Source organism: Nonomuraea sp. NPDC049028, from assembly GCF_043197735.1.
Taxonomy (GTDB): domain Bacteria; phylum Actinomycetota; class Actinomycetes; order Streptosporangiales; family Streptosporangiaceae; genus Nonomuraea.
Genome location: NZ_JBICTR010000015.1, coordinates 71011 through 88552 on the forward strand (window position 1 = coordinate 71011; position 17542 = coordinate 88552).

Below are 17542 nucleotides of genomic sequence, written 5' to 3' on the forward strand. Positions count from 1 at the left end.
TCCTGTCCGCGATTGTGGCGACACTGGAGTCATGACCGATTTCGCCCCTGCCGATGGCGATCCCGCCGGACGGACCCTCCTGCTGCTGGAGTTGCTGGCCGCCCGGCCGAGCTGGTCGGCTTCCGATCTGGCCGGGCGGCTCGAGGTCAGCACCCGCACTTTGCGTCGCGACGTGGCCCGCCTGCAGAGGCTCGGCTACGCCGTCGAGGGCCGGCCTGGGCCGGGTGGCCACTACGCGCTGCGCCCGGGGCACCGGATGCCGCCGCTGGTCTTCCAGGACGACGAGGTCGTGGCTCTGGTGGCGGCCCTGCGCATGGCCGAGGGGATCCTCGCCGGGGACGCCGCGCACCGGGCGCTGGCCAAGCTGTCGCAGGTGCTCCCGCGGCGGCTGCGCACCGTCCTGGACACCGCCGCCGCGGGCAGCGAGAACGTCGACGGCGAGGGTGAGGGCGTGGAACCCTCGACCCTGGCGGCGCTGCTCCATGCGGCCGATCAGGACCTCGTGCTGCGGTTCGGCTACCGCGACCGGCATGGGACCGCCAGCCGGCGGCGGGTGGAGGCGGTGCGGTGCATCTACACCCGCGGACGCTGGTACGTTCTCGCCCACGACCTCGACGCCGGCGACTGGCGGGTGTTCCGCCTCGACCGCGTGCGGGAGCCGGAGGCGGGGGAACCGGGGTCCGGCGACCGCGGCCGGCCGGCCGACGACCTCGCGACCTGGCTCGCCACGGACTTCGGCCGCCGGCCCAAGGACTGAGAGCTCAGGTGGTCGCGGCGGCAGCAGCGGTAATGAGCGCCGGGCCGCCGACGCGGACCGGCATCGCGACGCTCAGCAGACCGGCTGCCAACAGTACGGCCCCGCTCAGGGCGCCACCTCGGCGAGGGCGGAGCCGCGCAGGTCGAAGCCGCCCACATGCGCCAGATAGTCGCCTGCCTCCAGCGGGTCGCCGACGTAGACGCCGCCCGCCTGCCGGACCAGCAAAGCGCCCGCCGCCACGTCCCACGGGTGGGAGCGGGTGCCGTACGCGACGTCGGCCCACCCGGCGGCGACGTGCGCGAGCTTGAGCGCGGCGCTGCCCGGACGGCGTACGGCGGCGAAGGACTCCAGGAAGCGGCCGAATCGGCGCAGCGCCCGCTCCCCGTCGAGCTCCAGGTCCAGCGGCGTGGGGTAGCTGGACAGCAGCATCGCCTCCCTGTCACGGGTGGCCCCCTGGCTGCGGATCGGGGTGCCGTTGCACCAGGCGCCCAGCGTGGAGGCGGTGAACTCGTCCTCACGCACCGGGTCGTACACGACGCCCGCCACCAGCTCACCCGCCACCGCGGCGGCGATGGAGACACAGAAGAACGGCAGGCCGGCGGCGAAGTTGGCGGTGCCGTCGATCGGGTCGACGTACCAGCGCAGCTCGCCCGAGCCGGTGACGCCGCCCTCCTCCCCCACGATCGCGCTGCCGGGCCAGCGGGCGGTGATGACGGCGCGGATCGTCTCCTCCGCCGCCCGGTCATGCTCGGTGACCGGGTCGTGGAAGTCGCGCTTGGTGGCGACCGGCGGCCTCGACCTGAAGGCCTTGCGCAGCCTCGGCCCGACCGCCCTGGCCGCTTCCGAGGCGGTGTCGAGCAACTGTGTCGCGTCCATGTCTCCTCCAGGGGCACTTCACGCTCATCAGCACGGTCATGCCCAATTCCGGGCATTCGACGTACTTCTTCAATTATGTCAAGACAGCAGATTGTCATGACCTACTGCCTACGCGCGAGATTTGTCAGGACATTCTGACCTGGGTTAATCTGATCAGCATGACCGCGAACCTGGCGATCGACCTGGACCGCTCCAGCCCCGTGCCGCTCTACTTCCAGGTGGCCGAGCAGATCGCCGAGGCGATCCGGCGAGGCGACCTGGCGCCCGGCTCCCGGCTGGACAACGAGATCCTGCTCGCCGACAAGCTGGGCCTGTCCAGGCCCACGATCCGCCAGGCCATCCAATATCTGGTGGACAAGGGCCTGCTGGTCCGCAAGCGCGGCGTCGGCACCCAGGTGGTGCACGGGCAGGTCAAACGCTCGGTCGAGCTCACCAGCCTCTACGACGACCTGCGCCGCTCGGGCCAGGAACCGGCGACCCAGGTTCTCGCCCTGGAGCCGCGGCCGGTGAGCGAGGAGATCGCCGCCGTCCTGGGCGTCGAGCCCGGCGCCGACGTGCTCTACCTCGAACGGCTCCGCTTCGCCGCCGGCGAGCCGCTGGCCGTGCTGCACAACTGGCTGCCGCTGGGCCTGGCCCAGCTGACGGCGGCCGACCTGGAGGGCCGCGGCCTGTACGAGCTGCTGCGCGGCGCGGGTGTGCGGATGCGGGTGGCCAACCAGCGCATCGGCGCCCGCGCGGCGAACCAGGCCGAGGCCAAACTGCTGGACGAGCGGCGCGGCGCCCCGCTCCTGACCATGCTCCGCACCACCTACGACGACCAGGGCAGGGCCGTCGAGCACGGCTCACATGTCTACCGGGCCTCGCTCTACTCCCTTGAGGTCACCCTCATCGAGCGCTGAGGCCGCGCGCCGCTTGACGTACCAGGTGGTGGCGATGCCGCACAGCACCGCCGCCACGAGCCCCACCCATGAGAAGCCCTTCAGCCACTTCTCGGCGACCATGCCGAGATAGAAGATCACCGCGGTGGTGCCGCCCGCCCAGACGATCCCGCCGAGCACGTTGGCGATCAGGAATCGCCAGTACGGCATGCGCAACGCCCCCGCCAGCGGCCCGGCCAGGATGCGCAGCAGCGCGATGAAGCGCCCGACGAACACGGCCCACACCCCGAACCGGTCGAAGTAGTGCTCGGCCTTGCCGATGTGGTGGGGCCCGAAGTGCTTGGGGAAGCGCCGTCCGAGTCGCTCGAACAGTGGCTTGCCGCCCTTGCGGCCGATGGCGTAGCCGATGGAGTCGCCGACGATCGCCCCCGCGCTCGCGCAGACGCCCACCCACACGGGGCTGACGACGCCCTTGGCGGACAAGAGCGCGGCGCTGACCAGCACGATCTCGCCGGGCAGCGGGATGCCGAGGCTCTCGACCCCGATCACCAGGCCGACCAGGGCACACAGCCACGCGGGCGGGATGGCCTGCAGCAGTTCGTCGATGTGCACGCAGCAACCCTAGCCCGGCCGACCGCCATAGGCGGACGTTCGTCTTCAGGCGGTGGCCTGGTCGAGGAGTTCGAGCAGATGGTGGTACGGCCGGCCGGTGGCGCGGGTCAGGCCGAGCTCGCAGGTGCGGTTGACCGAGGCGTGCGCGGCGAAGTCGCCGGCTCGTACGGCGGCGGCTTCGGCGTGGGTGGCCGAGGCGGTGAGCTCCGGATGGAGCAGGCCGCGGTCACCGGCAAAGGCACAGCACTGCCACCCGTCGGGGACGACCACCCGCTCGGCGACCGCTTCGGCGATCCGGGTGATGGCGGCGTCCAGGCCGAGGCGGGTGGAGGAGCAGGTGGGATGCAGGGCCAGGGACGGGCGGCGGCGGAGTACGGTCAGGCGGGGCAGGAGGTGCTCGGCGGTGAAGGCGACCGCGTCGAGCACCCGCAGGTCCTGTCCCAGCGAGTCGGTCAGGCGGTGGAAGCCCTCGGTGCAGGAGGCGGCGTCGCTGACGACCGGGATCCGGCCCTGGCCGGAGGCTTTGAGCCCAGTGGCTTCGAGCCCAGTGGCTTCGAGCAGGGTGTCGGCCACGCGGCGGGCCATGAGGTCATGGCCATCGGTGTAGCCCTTGGACGACCAGGGAGTGCCGCAGCACAGGCCGCCGATCCCTTCCGGGACGTGCAGCCGCACGCCCGCGCGCGCGGCCAGGCGGGTGAACGCGTCCATTACGCCGGGGCCGCCGTCGGCGGGGGCGAACAAGGTGTTCAGGCAGGACGGGACATACACCGCGTCCGCGTTCTCCACCGGATCCGGCCGGCGGCGCTTCCCGCCCCGCGGCAGGTCGCGGGTCCACCCCGGAACGGCCTCGGAGCCGGTGACGGAGCGAGCGGCACGACTGGCCGCCTCCGGCAAAAGGGGCGGGACCGCCTTCGCCGTGTCCAACGCCAGGTCGAGCGCGCCGGTCACCCCGCTCCAGTGCTTGGCGGCGGCCTTCCAGCCCTTCTGGGCAAGGCGACCGTGACGCTCGCCGCGCAGGCGCTTGGTCAGGTCGCCGGTGTTGATCAGGACCGGGCAGGCGGTGGCGCACATGCCGTCCACGGCGCAGGTGTCCACGGCGTCGTAGCCGTACTCCTCCTCCAGTCGCCGGGCGAGCTCGTGGTCGCCCGCGGCCTGGGCGGCGGCCAGCTCGCGGCGCAGCACGATGCGCTGGCGCGGGGTGGTCGTCAGGTCGCGGCTGGGGCAGACCGGCTCGCAGTAGCCGCACTCCACGCACCGGTCCACCTCGGGCTCGACGGTGACGACGGCCTTGAGGTCCCGCAGGTGCGCGTCGTCGCGGTCGGTCAGGACGACGCCGGGGTTGAGCGCGCCGGCCGGGTCGCACAGGCGCTTGACCTCGCGCATCACCTCATACAGCTCATCACCGTACTGGCGGCGCACGAACGGGGCCATGACCCGGCCGGTGCCGTGCTCGGCCTTGAGCGTGCCGCCCCGGGCCAGGACGGCCCGCACCATGTCCTCGGTGAAGTCGGCGTAGCGCTCCAGGTCGGTGTCGAAGCGCTCGTTGAGCATGAAGTGCAGGTTGCCGTCCTTGGCGTGGCCGAAGATGACGCTGCGCTCGTAGCGGTGCTCGGAGAACAGGGCGATCAGCTCGTCGCACAGGTCGGCCAGGGCGGGCACCGGAACGGCGACGTCCTCCAGCAGAGCGGTGGTGCCGCTGGGGCGGGCGCCGGCGACGGAGGCGTACAGACCTTTGCGGATATGCCACAACGCGGCCCGGCCGCCCGCCTGCCTGCTCAGCCGGGCCGGGGCCGACAGCGCCAGCCGCGGGAACAGCTCCTCGGCCGCCCGTTCTCGTTCGGCCAGGAGATCCGGGTCCGCTTCCTGCCATTCGATCAGCAGGGCGGCGTGCTCGGCGACGGCGAGCGTGCGCAACACCTCGTCGGCCTTGGGGTCGGTCTGGGCCACGCGCAGGGATTCGGCGTCCAGCAGTTCGACGGCGGCGGGCGTGGCGGCGACCAGATCGGGCATCGCGGCCATGGCCTGGCGCAGGGTGGGGAAGACGAGCAGGCCGGTGGCGGCCAGCGGGTGGGCGGGGACCGTACGCAGCACCGCCTCGGCGACGAAGCCCAGGGTGCCCTCGCTGCCGATGGCCAGGTGGGCCAGGATCTGCGCGGGCGATGAGTGGTCGAGGAAGCTGTTGAGGCCGTAGCCCATGGTGTTCTTCAGCGAGAACTGGGCGGTGACGCGACCCACCGAGTCGGGGTTGCCGCGCACCCGGTCGCGCAGCCGTTCCAGGCCCTCGGCCAGCGCGGGCTCCAGGGCGCGCAGCCGCTCGTCGGCGTCGGGGGCGCCGGTGTCGATGACGGTGCCGCTGGGCAGTACCAGCGTCATCGACTCCAGGGTCTGGTAGGTGTTGGCGTGCGTGCCGCAGGTCATGCCGCTGGAGTTGTTGGCCACGACGCCGCCGATCGTGCACGCCGACTCACTCGCCGGGTCCGGGCCGAGCTTGCGGCCGTACGGCGCGAGGCGGGCGTTGACCTGCCGCAGCACCACGCCCGGCTGCACCCGCACCCGCGCCCCGCCGTCCAGCACCTCGATGCCGCGGAAATGCCGCCGGGTGTCCACCAGGAGGTGCTCACTGACCCCTTGCCCGCTCAGGCTGGTGCCGCCGGAACGGAAGGTGAGCGGCAGGCCCGTACGCAGCAGCGCCGCCACCTGCTCCGCGCTCTCGGGCACCAGCACCGCCTGCGGCGTGAGCAGGTAGTGCGAGGCGTCGTGCGCCATGCCGAGCCGGTCACTGGCCCTGGTGCGGGCGATCCCGGGGACGGCTGCCTCCACCGCCGACAGTACGGCGGCATCGGGGACGGGCATCGTGCTGCTCACGCGTGCTTCTCTCACAGTCGCGGATCTCACAGTCGCGGATCTATGTGGATCTTCGGGCCGGGGCCGGCGTCGTCAGGCCGGTGCCCGGCCAGGACCTCGGCCGTCGCGGCCAGGCCGACCGTCGCGGCCACCAGCGGGCGGGGGGCCGGCGAACCGTCGGCGTAGGCGGCGATGGCGCCCGCCAGCCCGGCCGAGCCGCCGAGGATGCCGACCGCGGTGACGTCCCGCAGCAGCAGGTCGCGGGTGTCGAGGGTACTCGGTGTCCCGGCCAGGCCGATGTAGACGACGCGTCGCGCGGGCTCGACGAGGTCGAGCGCCAGGGCGGGCAGCTGCGGGGCGTTGGAGGCGTCGACCACGGCATGCCACGGCAGCTCCGGCAGCGTCTGCCGGGTCCAGACGCCGGTGAGTCCGAGGGCCCGCGCGACATCCGGGGTGTGCAGCCCCATCAGGTGCACCTCTACGCCTTCCGCGCGGGCGAACAAGGCCACGAGCAGGCCGATCGCGCCCGTGCCGAGGACCAGCAGCCGCTCCCCCGGCCGCAGCCCGGCGGCGCGGAAGGCCCTGAGCGCGTTGGCGCCCGGCTCGACCAGTGCGCCGAGCGTGGCGTCCATCATGTCGGGCAGCGCGTGCAGGGCCGTGGCCGGCACGGCGAGCTGCTCGGCCAGGGCTCCGGGACGGCCGCGGCTGATGCCGATCTCCACCATGTCGGCGCAGACGTGGTGGTTGCCGGCCTGGCAGCGGTCGCAGTGGCCGCAGCCGAGCATGGTGTCGCCGGTGACCCGGCGGCCCAGCCAGCCGCCGTCCACGCCCTCGCCGACCGCGCTGACCACCCCGGTCCACTCGTGACCGGGGCGCAGCGGGTACCAGGACCGGCCGGTACGCAGGTAGCTCATCTCGCCGGTGAACAGCTCCACGTCCGTGCCGCACACGCCGACCCGCTCGACGTCGACGACCACCTCGCCGGGGACGGCGAGCGGCGGCTCCACCTCCCGCACCTCGGCCTTGCCCGGGCCGGTCAGGACGAGGGCACGCACTAGCGGGGCCCTACGACCTGCTGGCGCTGGCTGCCGAGCCCGTCGATGCCGAGCTCCATCACGTCGCCGGGCTGGAGCCAGATCTGGGGGTAGTGACCCATGCCGACGCCGGGCGGGGTGCCGGTGTTGATCAGGTCGCCGGGCTCCAGCACCATGAACTGGCTCAGGTGGTGCACGATGACGTACGGATCGAAGATCATCGTCTTGGTGGTGCCCGTCTGGCGGCGCACGCCGTTGACGTCCAGCCGCATGCCGAGGTCGGTGACGTCGGCGATCTCGTCGGGGGTGACCAGCCAGGGGCCGGCCGGGTTGAACGTCTCGGCGGACTTGCCCTTGCTCCACTGCCCGCCGCGCTCCATCTGGAAGGCGCGCTCACTGACGTCGTTGACCACGCAGTAGCCGGCGATGACGTCGCGGGCCTGCTCGACCGAGTCCAGGTAGGAGGTGCGGCGGCCGATGACGATGCCCAGCTCCACCTCCCAGTCGGTCTTCGTCGAGCCGCGCGGGATCCGCACCTCGTCGTACGGGCCGACCAGCGTGTTGGGCGACTTGGTGAACAGGATCGGCTCATCCGGGACGGCCTGGCCGGTCTCGGCGGCGTGGTCGCTGTAGTTGAGGCCGATGCACAGGATCTGGTGCGGCCGGGCGATCGGCGCCCCGACCCGCTCGCCGGCGAACTCCGCCACCTGACCGGCCGCGATACGTTCGGCGACCGGCCCGGCCAGCAGAGCCGTGCCGTCGGCGCCGAAGAAGCGCTCGTCGAAGTCGGGCGTCAGATCAGAGACGTCCACGTAGTGGGTGTCGTCCACGCGGACGACGGGCTTTTCGGCGCCGGGGGCGCCGATGCGCATGAGGTACAAGATCAGTCTCCGTGAATCTGCGGTAGGGCGGTGGCGGGCCTCACGAGAGGTCCTTGCCGGACACGATGGCTCGGATGGCGGGCAGGTCGGCGACGAGTTTGTCCAGTGGCGTGCGGTAGGCCAGGCCGCTGACGCTGATCGCGCCGCTGGGCACGGCGGGTGAGTTCAGGTACGCCGGGACCGCCAGGCAGTTGACGCCCGGCTCGTTCTCCTGGTCGTCGACGGCGTAGCCCTGCTCACGGACGCGTACCAGCTCGGCGTGCAGTTCCTCGGCCGTGCCGACCGAGCGCTCGGTCGGCCGCTCCAGCGTCCGGCCGCCCACCCACGCGCGCACCGCGTCCTCGTCCGGCAGGGAGTGAGCGAGCAGCATCTTGCCGACACCGGTGCAGTGGGCCGGGTTGCGGCCGCCGACGACCGAGGTCAGCCGCACCGCGCCGGCGGCCGGGTCCAGCTTGGAGCGGTAGACGACCGAGGTGCCGTCCAGCACCGCGTAGTGCACCGTCTCGCCGTACCGCTCGCACAGCGCCTTGAGGATCGGGGTGACCCGGACGTGGTCGGGCCGGGCCTCGTGGTGGGCGAAGGCCATCCGCAGGAACTCATCCCCCAGCACGTACTGGCCGTGGCCGTTCTGGGTGGCGAACCCGGCGCGGCGCAGCGCGGCCAGGGCGCGATGCGCGGTCGGCTTGGGGCTGGCCACCGCGCGGGCCATCTCCTCCAGGCCGATCCCGTCGGGGTGGCGGGCCAGCTCGGCCAGCACCGCCAGCACCCGGTCGGACCCGACGAGCTTGGGTTCCTCCATAGGCTCGGACATGATTCCGAATGTTAGACCATCATTCCAAAAGCACGAAGTTCTCCTCTCAACCAGCTTCAGCCGAGTGCTTGGGCGAGGGCCGCCACGACGGACTTGCCGCGATCCCCATCGCCCATGCGGTTCGTCAGATAGGCGAACCCCATCCGTGCCTCAGGATCGGCGAACGCCACCTGTCCGCCCGCCCCGTCATGCCCGAAGGACGCCGGTGAGAGGTAGCGCTGCCAGTCCGAGGGCACCATGACCCCGGCGCCCCAGGACTGATAGGGCGGCTCCACGAAGAAGTACGGGGCTCCCTCGCTGCGCACCTCGCAAAGCGCGTGCACGGAGTCGTCGTTGATCAGGCGCACGCCGTTCGTCGGCGTAACGGTCGCCGACCACATCCGGGCCAGTCCGCTCGCCGTCGCCGTGCCGGTCACGCCGGCCAGGCCGGCACGGCGGAAGCGCGGTTCGGTGAGGTGGTCGATCGTGAGACCACAACCCAGGTTTATCGCGCGTTCCAGCCAGAAGATCGCCTCGGGGTCGCCCGTCGGCGTTGCCTCCTCCAGCGCGTCCGTGACGACACGGGCCACGCGTGGCTCCTCCGAGTCCGGAAGCCCGATCCAGACGTCGGCTTTCAGCGGGCGAGCGACGTGCTCCTCGAAGCAGCGCCCGATCACCTGGCCGGTGCCGAGCGTGACGAGCTTGGCGGTGATCGCCCCGTGCGTGACCGCGTGGTACTGGTGATGCTCGCCGGGCGCCCACAGCGGCTCCTGGGCGGCGAGGGCGTCCGCCGTCAGCAGGTTGTCCAGCACCTCCTCGAAGGTGAGGTCGCGGCGCGGAGCCGACAGACCGGCCCGGTGCGCCAGAGCGTCGCCGATGGTCACCCCGTCCTTTCCGTGTACGCCGAATTCGGGCCAGAGATCGACGACCGGGGTGTCCAGCGCGGGCAGCGCACCGCGTTCCATGAGCATCGCCACCAGGACCGACGCCATACCCTTCGTGCATGAGTACGTCAGCACGAGGGTGTCGGACGTGAACGCGCGCCCCGTGCGCTCATCCGCGACACCGGCCTGCAGGTCGACGACCGGCGTCCCGTCCATCCACACCGACAGCGCGGCGCCGGCGCGCTCGTCGCCGGCGACGGTGCGCAAGAAGGCGTCCGCCACCTTGTCGAAACCGGTCTCTACCAAGGTCATCAGGGTGTTTCCTCTCCGTTCGTGGAGCCGGTCAACGGACGACGACCCGCATGCGGCCCAGGTTCTGGATCTTCGTGAAGGGTGTGTTCGCGTCACCGTCGCGCTGGGCGATGGCGCGCAACGCCGGGAAGTAGGTCCCGGGCTTGGTGTAGGTGAACGTCATCCGCACCTCCGCGGAAGCGCGGCGAGGGCCGAAGGGTCGCGCGCTGAACGTTCCGTCGCCCTTGAAGTCCCACTCGGTTGACACGATCGCGCCTGTTCCCGCAGGTGTCTGGATCTCGGCCGTGAAGGAGACCGGCTTGCCCGCGGGAACCTCGATGGTGGTACGACCTCGCGCGGTCAGGTCGATGACGGGCTGCACGCCTCGGCGTGCCGCGGCCCTCGCCGGCACGGCGACCTGGCTGTCGGTCACGTTGTACCGAGTGGACTTCGCAGGTGTCACCCCGCGCTCGGCCCACGCGCTCACATCCCGCAGCGCCTGCTGCAGGATGCCCGTGCCGTCGATCAGGTAAGGGGTGTGGGGACCGATGTGGTCGGCGTTGTCGGTGAACCAGACACGGAAGTTGTCCTCCGATCCCACCTGCTCGCGGTACCAGTCGGCGTCCCAGGGGAAGGCATCGACGTCCAGCAGGTTGGCGACCATGATGACTTTTCCGGTGAACGTGCCGGTGTGCGTGCCGCCGCCGCTGACGCCGAGGGACACGCCCGGGCCCACCTCGACCGCGCGCTGCGGGTAGAGCGGCCGCCCGTTCGCGTCACGGAACTGGTCCCAGGCGTAGAAGCCGGGCCGGGTGGGGACCTGGTGGCGGTGGTAGGAGGTGAGCGCGAGCGACCAGCGGTTGTCGACGCGCAGTTTGACGCCCGCCGCGAGCGCCTTCAGCACCTCGGGCGCGTTGCCGCTGCCGAGCGTGAACACCTTGCCGTTCAGCGAACCCGTGAGGGCGCCGATCTTTGTCGTGCCGTCGGCGGCGTAGACCGTGAAGTCCAGGAAGGTCCTGCTCGCCGGCGGAGCGCTGTCCAGGGTCAGGCTCGTGGGATCGACGTGCGTGATGGTGGCCAGGTGGTCGACCTTCGCGGCGCGGAACAGCTCGCCGAGCGGCGACTGCTCGGCACCCAGGTAGCCGGGTTTGCTCCAGAAGTCGTCGGCGTAGGTGGGGTCTGTGGCGCGAATCGTGCCCGCGTAGCCGAGCAGACCCTGGGGGTCGGTCAAGCCGAGCAGGTAGGAATGATCCTCCCAGCCCCGCAGCGGCACACCCATCCTGGTCACCTCACGCAGCACCGCGCGCTCCACCGAGGTGAGACCGGCGTAGGGGTCGCCCGAGCCCCCCGGGCTCACCGCGTCCGCGATCTGCTGCGCCTTGTCCCGCAGGACGACCCGGGCGAAGGCGCGGACGAAGAAGTTGTTCGGGATCGAGGTCGGCACCCCGGGGATGAACGGCACCGCGCCGTCCCACACGCCCGTCGTGTTCTCCATGGCACCGATGGTCTGGTACGAGCCGCCGCTGCCGCCCCAGATGTAGCCGTAGATCCTTCTCTGCTCGCCGTAGTAGTTCGCGGCGACTGTCCTGGCGAACTTGGCCGCCGCGGCATCGGCCCGGTAGCCGATGGTTCCCTTGATCTGGACGGTGTAGGCGCCGCTGTCCGCACCGAAGCGGATGTTGTCGTCTGTGGCGTTCTCGTCCTGGAGGGGGTAGACGTACTGGAAGAAGCGGCCCTTCCACTGGCTCTTGGGTGGGAGGTAGACGGTGAACTTGACGGTGGTGCCCTCGAAGTGGCCCGAGACCTTGTGATGCGGCACGGGGCCGGCCGGATCCGTCTCACTGTCGATGACGGGTCGGTCGAACTGCGGGTCGACGCAGCCGGCGGTGACCCACACGGGCCCGCCGGGCGTGCGGGCCGCGCACTCGGCGGCCTGGGCCGCCCTCGCGCTCTGCGCCGGTAGTAGACCGAGCAGGACTCCGACGGTGACCGCGCTGGTAAGTGGCAGCGTTCTTTTCATTGGATGCTCCGAGAGGTGTGTACGCGCGAGGTCGGGATGACTAGCCTTCGAACGCTTCCTGCATCTTCTGGAGCACCTCGTCGATGGTGTCCTTGCCGAGCAAGATCGCCTGCACGCCCTGCTGGGCCACGTCGTTGACCTTGGGGTTGGGCCAGTCGGCGATCTTGGCGGACTTCCCCGCGGCGATGGCCTCGTTCAGGGCCGCCAGGTTGGCGGGCGGCTTGAAGCCGGGGACGGGGATCAGCGGCACGCTCGCGTAGCCCTTGGCGTACACGCTGATGTTCTCCGGCTCGGCCAGCATGTTGAGGAACGCCTTGGCCGCGGCCGGGTTCTTGGCCTGGGCGTTGGCCGAAACCGTGAAACCGGGCAGAGCCGGGAAGTAGGTGCCGGCGGGATCGTCGGTGGCCGGCATGGGCAGGATCGTGAGCTCGCTCTTCGGCGCCGCCTTCTCGATGGGCGCGATCGCGGCGCCCACGTCGACGATCCCGAGGGCCTTGCCGGCGGCCACCTCATCGCTACCCTGGGTCCGGGTCCGGCCCATCACGCCTTCGCCGAAGCAGCCGGCGTCGTTCATCTGCTTGTACTTGTCGAGGACCTGCCGCCACGGCGAGGCCGGCACCGTGGTCTTCTTCTCCTTGAGCTGGGTGGAGAAGTCCGGGGTAGGTCCGTACACCAGGTCCGCGGACAGGGCGAGGAACATCATCTGGGGGCCCGCGCTGTCATTGAGCCCCTGCGCGTAGGCGTAGAGGCCGTGGTCCTTGGCGCTCTTGCACAGGCCGAGCACCTCACTCCAGGTCTTGGGGGGCTTCAGCCCCAGTTCCTTGAGCTTGGTCATGTTGTAGATGGCGCCCAGCCCCTGGAGCGTTCCCGGGTACGCGTACGTCTTGCCGTTGAACGCCATGTCGCTCTGCCACAGCCGCGGGATGCCGGACACCCACGGCGAGTCCGACAGGTCGAGGAGCTTGCCCTGCGCCGCGAGGGTGTGAACGTTCATGACGCCGCCGGATCCCGGCAGCGTGACGAAGATGTCGGCGGCGGTGCCGGCCTGCAACTGCGTTCCGATGAGGTTGCCGACATCCCCGCTGACGTAGTTCACGTCGACCTTGGTGCCGGGGTATTTCTGTTCGAACGCCTTGACGACCGGCTCGAGGGCGGGCTGGAACATCTTGACGTAGAGGATGGTGAGCGTGCCGCCGATGGCTCCCGACGCGGTGGAGGTGGGGGCCGGGCCGCCGCTGTCGGCGGGCGCGGTCGAGCAGGCGGCCAGCGAGAGCCCGGCGAGCAGGGCGCAGCCCATCGCCTTGGTGGAAATCCGCATTGACTTTCTCCAGGGGGGTTGGAGCCGAAGGGTCAGCCCTTCAGCCCTCCGGCGAATCCGTGGATCACGTAGCGCTGGAAGACGAGATAAAGGATCAGGATCGGGGCCATCGAGATGAGGAGGCCGGAGAAGACCAGCGGCCATTCGACGGTGTACTGGCCGACGAACTGGAAGATGACCACCGGGGTCGTCTCCTGGTGGCTGCCGGCCAGGTAGAGCAGCGGCGTGAAGAAGTCGTTCCAGATGCCCACGGCGTTGAGGATGACCACGGTGCCGAGGACGGGCCGCAGGAGCGGCACGACGACGTGGATGAAGGCACGCACGTCGCCACAGCCGTCGATGCGCGCGGCGTGCTCGTACTCCATGGGCACGCTGGTTCTGAGGAACGTGGTCACCAGGAAGATCGCGAACGGCATCTGCAGGCCCGCGTAGTAGATGATCAGCGACCATACCGACCCGAGCAGCCCCAGGTCCCGCATCGTCAGGTAGAGCGGCAGCAACGCCACCTGGAAGGGCAGCAGCAAGCCGACGAGGAACAGGTAGAAGGTGGCGTTGGACAGCTTGGCCGTCGATCTGGCCAGGGGGTAGGCCGCCATCGTGGCGAGCACGACGATGGCCAGGCAGGAGATCGTCGTCAGGACAGTGCTGTTGACCATGGCCGGGCCGATGTTCGACTCCGTGAGTGCTCGGGTCAGATTGTCCGTCGTGGGCCGGGTGGTCGGCAGGAACGCGGGCGACAGGTCGTCGACGGGTCGAATGGCGAGGTTGATCAAGATGTAGAGGGGGACGACGAAGAGCAGGGCACTGCCGTACGCGAAGACATGGTTGAGCGCGCCGCCCAGCCGCTTGGCGTTCATGAGTTGCCCTTCTGCCGGCGCAGGACCGTGAACTGGATCAGGGACAGGACGGCGACGGCGACGGCCATCGCGACAGCGAGCGCCGCGGACGCGGCGTAGTCACCCACGATGTTGAACTGCTTGAAGATCAACGTGGAGATCGTCTCCGTCTGCCCGGCGGGCCCACCCTGCGTCGTCGCGTAGATCTGGTCGAAGATCTTCAGGCCACCGATGAGGCCGAGCATCAGATTGATCGTGATGGCCGGGGCCAGCATCGGCCGGACCACGTACCAGAACCTCCGCACCGCGCCGGCGCCGTCGATCGACGCCGCCTCGACGATCTCGGCCGGCACGCCCTGGAGGCCTGCCAGGTAGATGACCATCGACATGCCGACGAACTGCCAGCAGACGACGACGATCACCGCCGTGAGCGCGGTGTCCGGCCGGCCGAGCCAGTCCTCCTGGAGGCTCCCCAGCCCGACCGCTTGGAGGATGTCGTTGACGGCTCCGATGCCCGGCGGAGCGAACAGGTACTTGAACAGGTAGCCGCAGACCAGCGGCGAGACGATGACGGGTGCGAAGATGACGGTCCGCAGCACGTTCCGTCCGAACACCCGCGCGTTCAGGACCAGCGCCAAGACCATGCCCAGCACGTTCTGGATGATCGTCGTCGCCACGGCGATGACCAGCGTGCGCACCAGAATGTCGGACGAGGTGGCGTCGTTGAAGATTGTCTTGTAGTTGCGCAGCCCCACGAAGTCACGGGACGGCGAATACACGCTCCAGTTGGTGAACGACATGTAGACGCCCTGTGCGGTGGGGATCACCACCACGTAGAGGTAGAGCACGAGGCCCGGTATGACGAACCACCACAGGTTCCGGCCGATGGTGCGGCGCCGGCCAGGTGGACGGGCTCGGGGCGCGCGGCGCCGCACCTCGTGGCTGAGGACTGTCGCCATCGTTTCCTCCAGAAAAGAAAGGTCGGTCAGTAGGTGGCGCGGCCGCCGCTGATGTCGTAGACGGCTCCGGTGGAGAAGCTGACCTTGTCGGAGGTCAGCCAGGCGATGAGCTCGGCGACCTCCTCGGGCCGGCCGATCCGGCGCATGGGGATGAGGCTGGTGATGTGCGCCAGCGCCTCGGGGCCGGTGTCGGCGTTCATCGGGGTCTCGATGACGGCCGGGGCGATGACGTTGGTGAGCACGCCACTAGTGGCGAGTTCCTTGCCGAGCGATTTGGTGAGCGCGATGACGGCGGCCTTGGTGGCGGAGTAGGGCGCCATGTTGGGGTTGCCGTCCTTGCCGGCCATGCTGGCGATGTTCACGATGCGGCCCCAGCCGCGCTCACGCATGCCGGGCACGAAGGTCCGGCAGGTGTGGAAGGTGCCGTGCACGTTGACCTCGAAGGTGCTTCGCCAGCCGTCGAGAGGGATCTCCCACAGCGGCGCGGTGGGTCCGACGACTCCGGCCGAGTTGACGAGGATGTCGATCGGGCCCACCTTTTCGGCGACGGCCTGCACGGCATCGGCGTGGGCAACGTTGCACACTATGTCGGCGTCGTCGGCGATGTCGAGGGTGATGACCTTGACGCCTTCGGCCGCCAGACGGGCGGCGGCGGCCTTGCCCAGGCCGCCGGCGCCGCCGGTGATGAGCGCTGTGCGCATGCTGTCCTTTCAGTGAGATTCACGCGGCACGTGATCGCCGCTGGAGCCGACGAGGAAGTCCAGGTCGGCACCGGTATTGGCCTGCTGGACCGTTTCGAGGTAAAGGCGCTGCCAGCCGCGGGACGGTCGGGCGAAGGCGTTCACGGCGGCCGGAGCGGGTTCGCGCGCGGCCAGTTTCTCGTCGGGGATGTCGATGTCGAGCCGCCGCCCCGGGACGTCGAGGATGATCATGTCGCCGGTGCGGACCCTGGCCAGGGGGCCGCCGGCGGCGGCCTCCGGAGCGACGTGCAGCACGACGGTGCCGTACGCGGTGCCGCTCATCCGGCCGTCGCAGATGCGGACCATGTCACGGACGCCCTGGGCGAGCAGCTTGGGAGGCAGGGGGAGGTTGGCGACCTCGGGCATGCCGGGGTAGCCCTTGGGGCCGCAGCCGCGCAGGATCAGCACCGAATCCGGGGTGACGTCCAGGCCGGGGTCGTCGAGGCGGGCGTACAGGTCCTCGACGGAGTCGAAGACGAGGGCGGCCCCGCGGTGCTTGAGCAGGTGGGAGGAGGCGGCGGCCGGTTTGATGACGGCGCCGTCAGGGGCGAGGTTGCCGTACAGCACGGCGATGCCGGCGTCCTGCAGCACGGGCTGGTCGCGGGTACGGATGACGTCGCCGTCGTGGATGGTGGCGTCGTCGAGGTGATCGACGAGGGGGCGGCCGGTGACCGTGATCGCCTCGGGGTCGAGCAGGTCGCGGACCTGGTTCAGCACCGCGTGCAGGCCGCCGGCGCGGTACAGGTCGTCCATGAGGCGCCGGCCCGCTGGCTGCAGGTCGACCAGCAGCGGTACGCCGGAGCCGGTGCGATCGAAGTCATCGAGCGTCAGCTCGACGCCGAGTCGGCCGGCGATGGCCAGCAGGTGCACCACGGCGTTGGTGGAGCCGCCGATCGCGGCCAGAGCGACGATGGCGTTGGAGAACGATGCACGCGTGAGCACGGCGCTGGGACGGCGTCCGGCGGCGACCATCTCCACGACGAGGCCGCCGCTTTCGTGGGCGCCCGCCAGCAGACGGCTGTCCGGGGCGGGGGTGCCGGCCAGGCCGGGCAGGGTCATGCCGAGCGCCTCGGCCAGCAGGCTCATGGTGGAAGCGGTGCCCATCGTGTTGCAGTGGCCCTTGCTGCGGATCATGGACGACTCCGAGCGCAGAAACTCGGCCTCGCTCAGCCTCCCGCCGCGCACCTCCTCGCTCAGCCTCCACACGTCAGTGCCGCAGCCGAGCGGCCGGCCACGGAAGTGACCGGTGAGCATCGGGCCGCCGGGGACGACGACCGCGGGCAGGTCCACCGAGGCGGCGGCCATGAGCAGGGCGGGGATGGTCTTGTCGCAGCCACCGAGCAGCACCACACCGTCGATCGGGTTGGCCCGCAGCATCTCCTCCGTCGCCATCGCCGCCATGTTGCGCCACAACATGGCGGTCGGCCGTACTTGCGTCTCGCCGAGCGAGACCACCGGAAGATTCAGCGGGACACCGCCCGCTTCCCAGACGCCCCTTTTGACATGCTCGGCGACCTCATCCAGGTGCATGTTGCACGGGACGAGATCGGAGGCGGTGTTGGCGATCGCGATCTGCGGCCGGCCGTCGAAGGCGCGAGACGGCAGCCCTCGCCGCATCCACGCCCGGTGAATGTAGGCGTTGCGGTCGGTGCCGGCGTACCACCGAGAACTGCGGCGCATGGGGCTATCACATCCAGAAATTCCATTTATTGGAACTTAAATCGATTTTGTGGAACGTGCGGCGAGACTAGCTCAGACTTCACCGCCCAGGGAAGAGGCAGTTGAGGAAAAGTTTCGATTTCTGGAACGTGGGTCTAACGTT

General features: G+C 70.3%; 15 protein-coding genes. 2 read left to right on the plus strand and 13 right to left on the minus strand.

Annotation, left to right across the window (positions count from 1 at the left end; all coding sequences use genetic code 11):
- Window positions 1-31 precede the first annotated feature (31 nt).
- Window positions 32-757: a helix-turn-helix transcriptional regulator gene (locus ACGFJ2_RS47915; protein WP_393480039.1), complete on the plus strand. Its 726-nt coding sequence runs from the start codon at window positions 32-34 to the stop codon at window positions 755-757.
- Window positions 758-862: 105 nt separating this feature from the next.
- On the opposite strand, the gene ACGFJ2_RS47920 is transcribed toward ACGFJ2_RS47915, so the two are convergent.
- A complete protein-coding gene (locus ACGFJ2_RS47920) occupies window positions 863-1633 on the minus strand; it encodes an inositol monophosphatase family protein (RefSeq protein ID WP_393480042.1) in 771 nt (256 codons plus the stop codon).
- A 158-nt stretch (window positions 1634-1791) separates the two neighbouring features.
- Between ACGFJ2_RS47920 and ACGFJ2_RS47925 the strand changes: the two genes are divergently transcribed.
- Window positions 1792-2532 (plus strand): GntR family transcriptional regulator, encoded by a 741-nt coding sequence (locus ACGFJ2_RS47925; RefSeq protein WP_357952934.1) that lies wholly within the window; start codon window positions 1792-1794, stop codon window positions 2530-2532.
- On the opposite strand, the gene ACGFJ2_RS47930 is transcribed toward ACGFJ2_RS47925, so the two are convergent.
- Genes ACGFJ2_RS47930 through ACGFJ2_RS47985 form a run of 12 tightly spaced genes read right to left on the minus strand, consistent with a single transcriptional unit; the run spans window position 2476 to window position 17400 of the window.
- Window positions 2476-3123 carry a DedA family protein gene (locus ACGFJ2_RS47930; protein WP_393480044.1) on the minus strand — a complete coding sequence of 216 codons (648 nt, stop codon included), beginning with the start codon at window positions 3121-3123 and terminating at the stop codon, window positions 2476-2478. The genes ACGFJ2_RS47925 and ACGFJ2_RS47930 overlap by 57 nt on opposite strands.
- Window positions 3124-3168: 45 nt before the next feature.
- The gene (locus tag ACGFJ2_RS47935; protein WP_393480047.1) at window positions 3169-5988 is read right to left on the minus strand and encodes an FAD-binding and (Fe-S)-binding domain-containing protein; all 2820 of its coding nucleotides are present in this window, start codon (window positions 5986-5988) and stop codon (window positions 3169-3171) included.
- A 26-nt stretch (window positions 5989-6014) separates the two neighbouring features.
- Window positions 6015-7022: an alcohol dehydrogenase catalytic domain-containing protein gene (locus ACGFJ2_RS47940; protein ID WP_357952940.1), complete on the minus strand. Its 1008-nt coding sequence runs from the start codon at window positions 7020-7022 to the stop codon at window positions 6015-6017.
- Window positions 7022-7882, minus strand: a complete 861-nt coding sequence (locus ACGFJ2_RS47945; RefSeq protein WP_393480049.1) for a fumarylacetoacetate hydrolase family protein — start codon at window positions 7880-7882, stop codon at window positions 7022-7024. The genes ACGFJ2_RS47940 and ACGFJ2_RS47945 overlap by 1 nt, the downstream gene beginning before the upstream one ends.
- Window positions 7883-7922: 40 nt before the next feature.
- On the minus strand, window positions 7923-8693 hold the full coding sequence (locus ACGFJ2_RS47950; protein ID WP_357952943.1) for an IclR family transcriptional regulator: 771 nt from the start codon (window positions 8691-8693) through the stop codon (window positions 7923-7925).
- A gap of 56 nt (window positions 8694-8749) precedes the next feature.
- On the minus strand, window positions 8750-9868 hold the full coding sequence (locus tag ACGFJ2_RS47955) for a serine hydrolase domain-containing protein (protein ID WP_393480052.1): 1119 nt from the start codon (window positions 9866-9868) through the stop codon (window positions 8750-8752).
- Window positions 9869-9899: 31 nt separating this feature from the next.
- Window positions 9900-11867, minus strand: a complete 1968-nt coding sequence (locus ACGFJ2_RS47960) for a PKD domain-containing protein (RefSeq protein ID WP_393480055.1) — start codon at window positions 11865-11867, stop codon at window positions 9900-9902.
- Window positions 11868-11907: 40 nt separating this feature from the next.
- Window positions 11908-13185, minus strand: a complete 1278-nt coding sequence (locus ACGFJ2_RS47965; RefSeq protein WP_393480057.1) for an ABC transporter substrate-binding protein — start codon at window positions 13183-13185, stop codon at window positions 11908-11910.
- Between the two features lie 32 nt (window positions 13186-13217).
- Window positions 13218-14042, minus strand: a complete 825-nt coding sequence (locus ACGFJ2_RS47970; RefSeq protein WP_393480060.1) for a carbohydrate ABC transporter permease — start codon at window positions 14040-14042, stop codon at window positions 13218-13220.
- On the minus strand, window positions 14039-14980 hold the full coding sequence (locus tag ACGFJ2_RS47975) for a carbohydrate ABC transporter permease (protein ID WP_393480062.1): 942 nt from the start codon (window positions 14978-14980) through the stop codon (window positions 14039-14041). The genes ACGFJ2_RS47970 and ACGFJ2_RS47975 overlap by 4 nt, the downstream gene beginning before the upstream one ends.
- A gap of 26 nt (window positions 14981-15006) precedes the next feature.
- Entirely contained in the window at window positions 15007-15681 is a 675-nt protein-coding gene (locus ACGFJ2_RS47980; RefSeq protein WP_357952954.1) for an SDR family NAD(P)-dependent oxidoreductase, read from the minus strand.
- Window positions 15682-15690: 9 nt separating this feature from the next.
- Window positions 15691-17400: an IlvD/Edd family dehydratase gene (locus tag ACGFJ2_RS47985; protein WP_393480066.1), complete on the minus strand. Its 1710-nt coding sequence runs from the start codon at window positions 17398-17400 to the stop codon at window positions 15691-15693.
- Window positions 17401-17542 lie beyond the last annotated feature (142 nt).

Bases quoted from the DNA above. Each gene is read 5' to 3' on its own strand.
- ACGFJ2_RS47965 (WP_393480057.1), bottom strand. From the start codon at position 13,185: ATGCGGATTTCCACCAAGGCGATGGGCTGCGCCCTGCTCGCCGGGCTC.
- ACGFJ2_RS47950 (WP_357952943.1), bottom strand. From the start codon at position 8,693: ATGTCCGAGCCTATGGAGGAACCCAAGCTCGTCGGGTCCGACCGGGTG.
- ACGFJ2_RS47985 (WP_393480066.1), bottom strand. From the start codon at position 17,400: ATGCGCCGCAGTTCTCGGTGGTACGCCGGCACCGACCGCAACGCCTAC.
- ACGFJ2_RS47960 (WP_393480055.1), bottom strand. From the start codon at position 11,867: ATGAAAAGAACGCTGCCACTTACCAGCGCGGTCACCGTCGGAGTCCTG.
- ACGFJ2_RS47970 (WP_393480060.1), bottom strand. From the start codon at position 14,042: ATGAACGCCAAGCGGCTGGGCGGCGCGCTCAACCATGTCTTCGCGTAC.
- ACGFJ2_RS47925 (WP_357952934.1), top strand. From the start codon at position 1,792: ATGACCGCGAACCTGGCGATCGACCTGGACCGCTCCAGCCCCGTGCCG.
- ACGFJ2_RS47955 (WP_393480052.1), bottom strand. From the start codon at position 9,868: ATGACCTTGGTAGAGACCGGTTTCGACAAGGTGGCGGACGCCTTCTTG.
- ACGFJ2_RS47915 (WP_393480039.1), top strand. From the start codon at position 32: ATGACCGATTTCGCCCCTGCCGATGGCGATCCCGCCGGACGGACCCTC.
- ACGFJ2_RS47975 (WP_393480062.1), bottom strand. From the start codon at position 14,980: ATGGCGACAGTCCTCAGCCACGAGGTGCGGCGCCGCGCGCCCCGAGCC.
- ACGFJ2_RS47980 (WP_357952954.1), bottom strand. From the start codon at position 15,681: ATGCGCACAGCGCTCATCACCGGCGGCGCCGGCGGCCTGGGCAAGGCC.
- ACGFJ2_RS47920 (WP_393480042.1), bottom strand. From the start codon at position 1,633: ATGGACGCGACACAGTTGCTCGACACCGCCTCGGAAGCGGCCAGGGCG.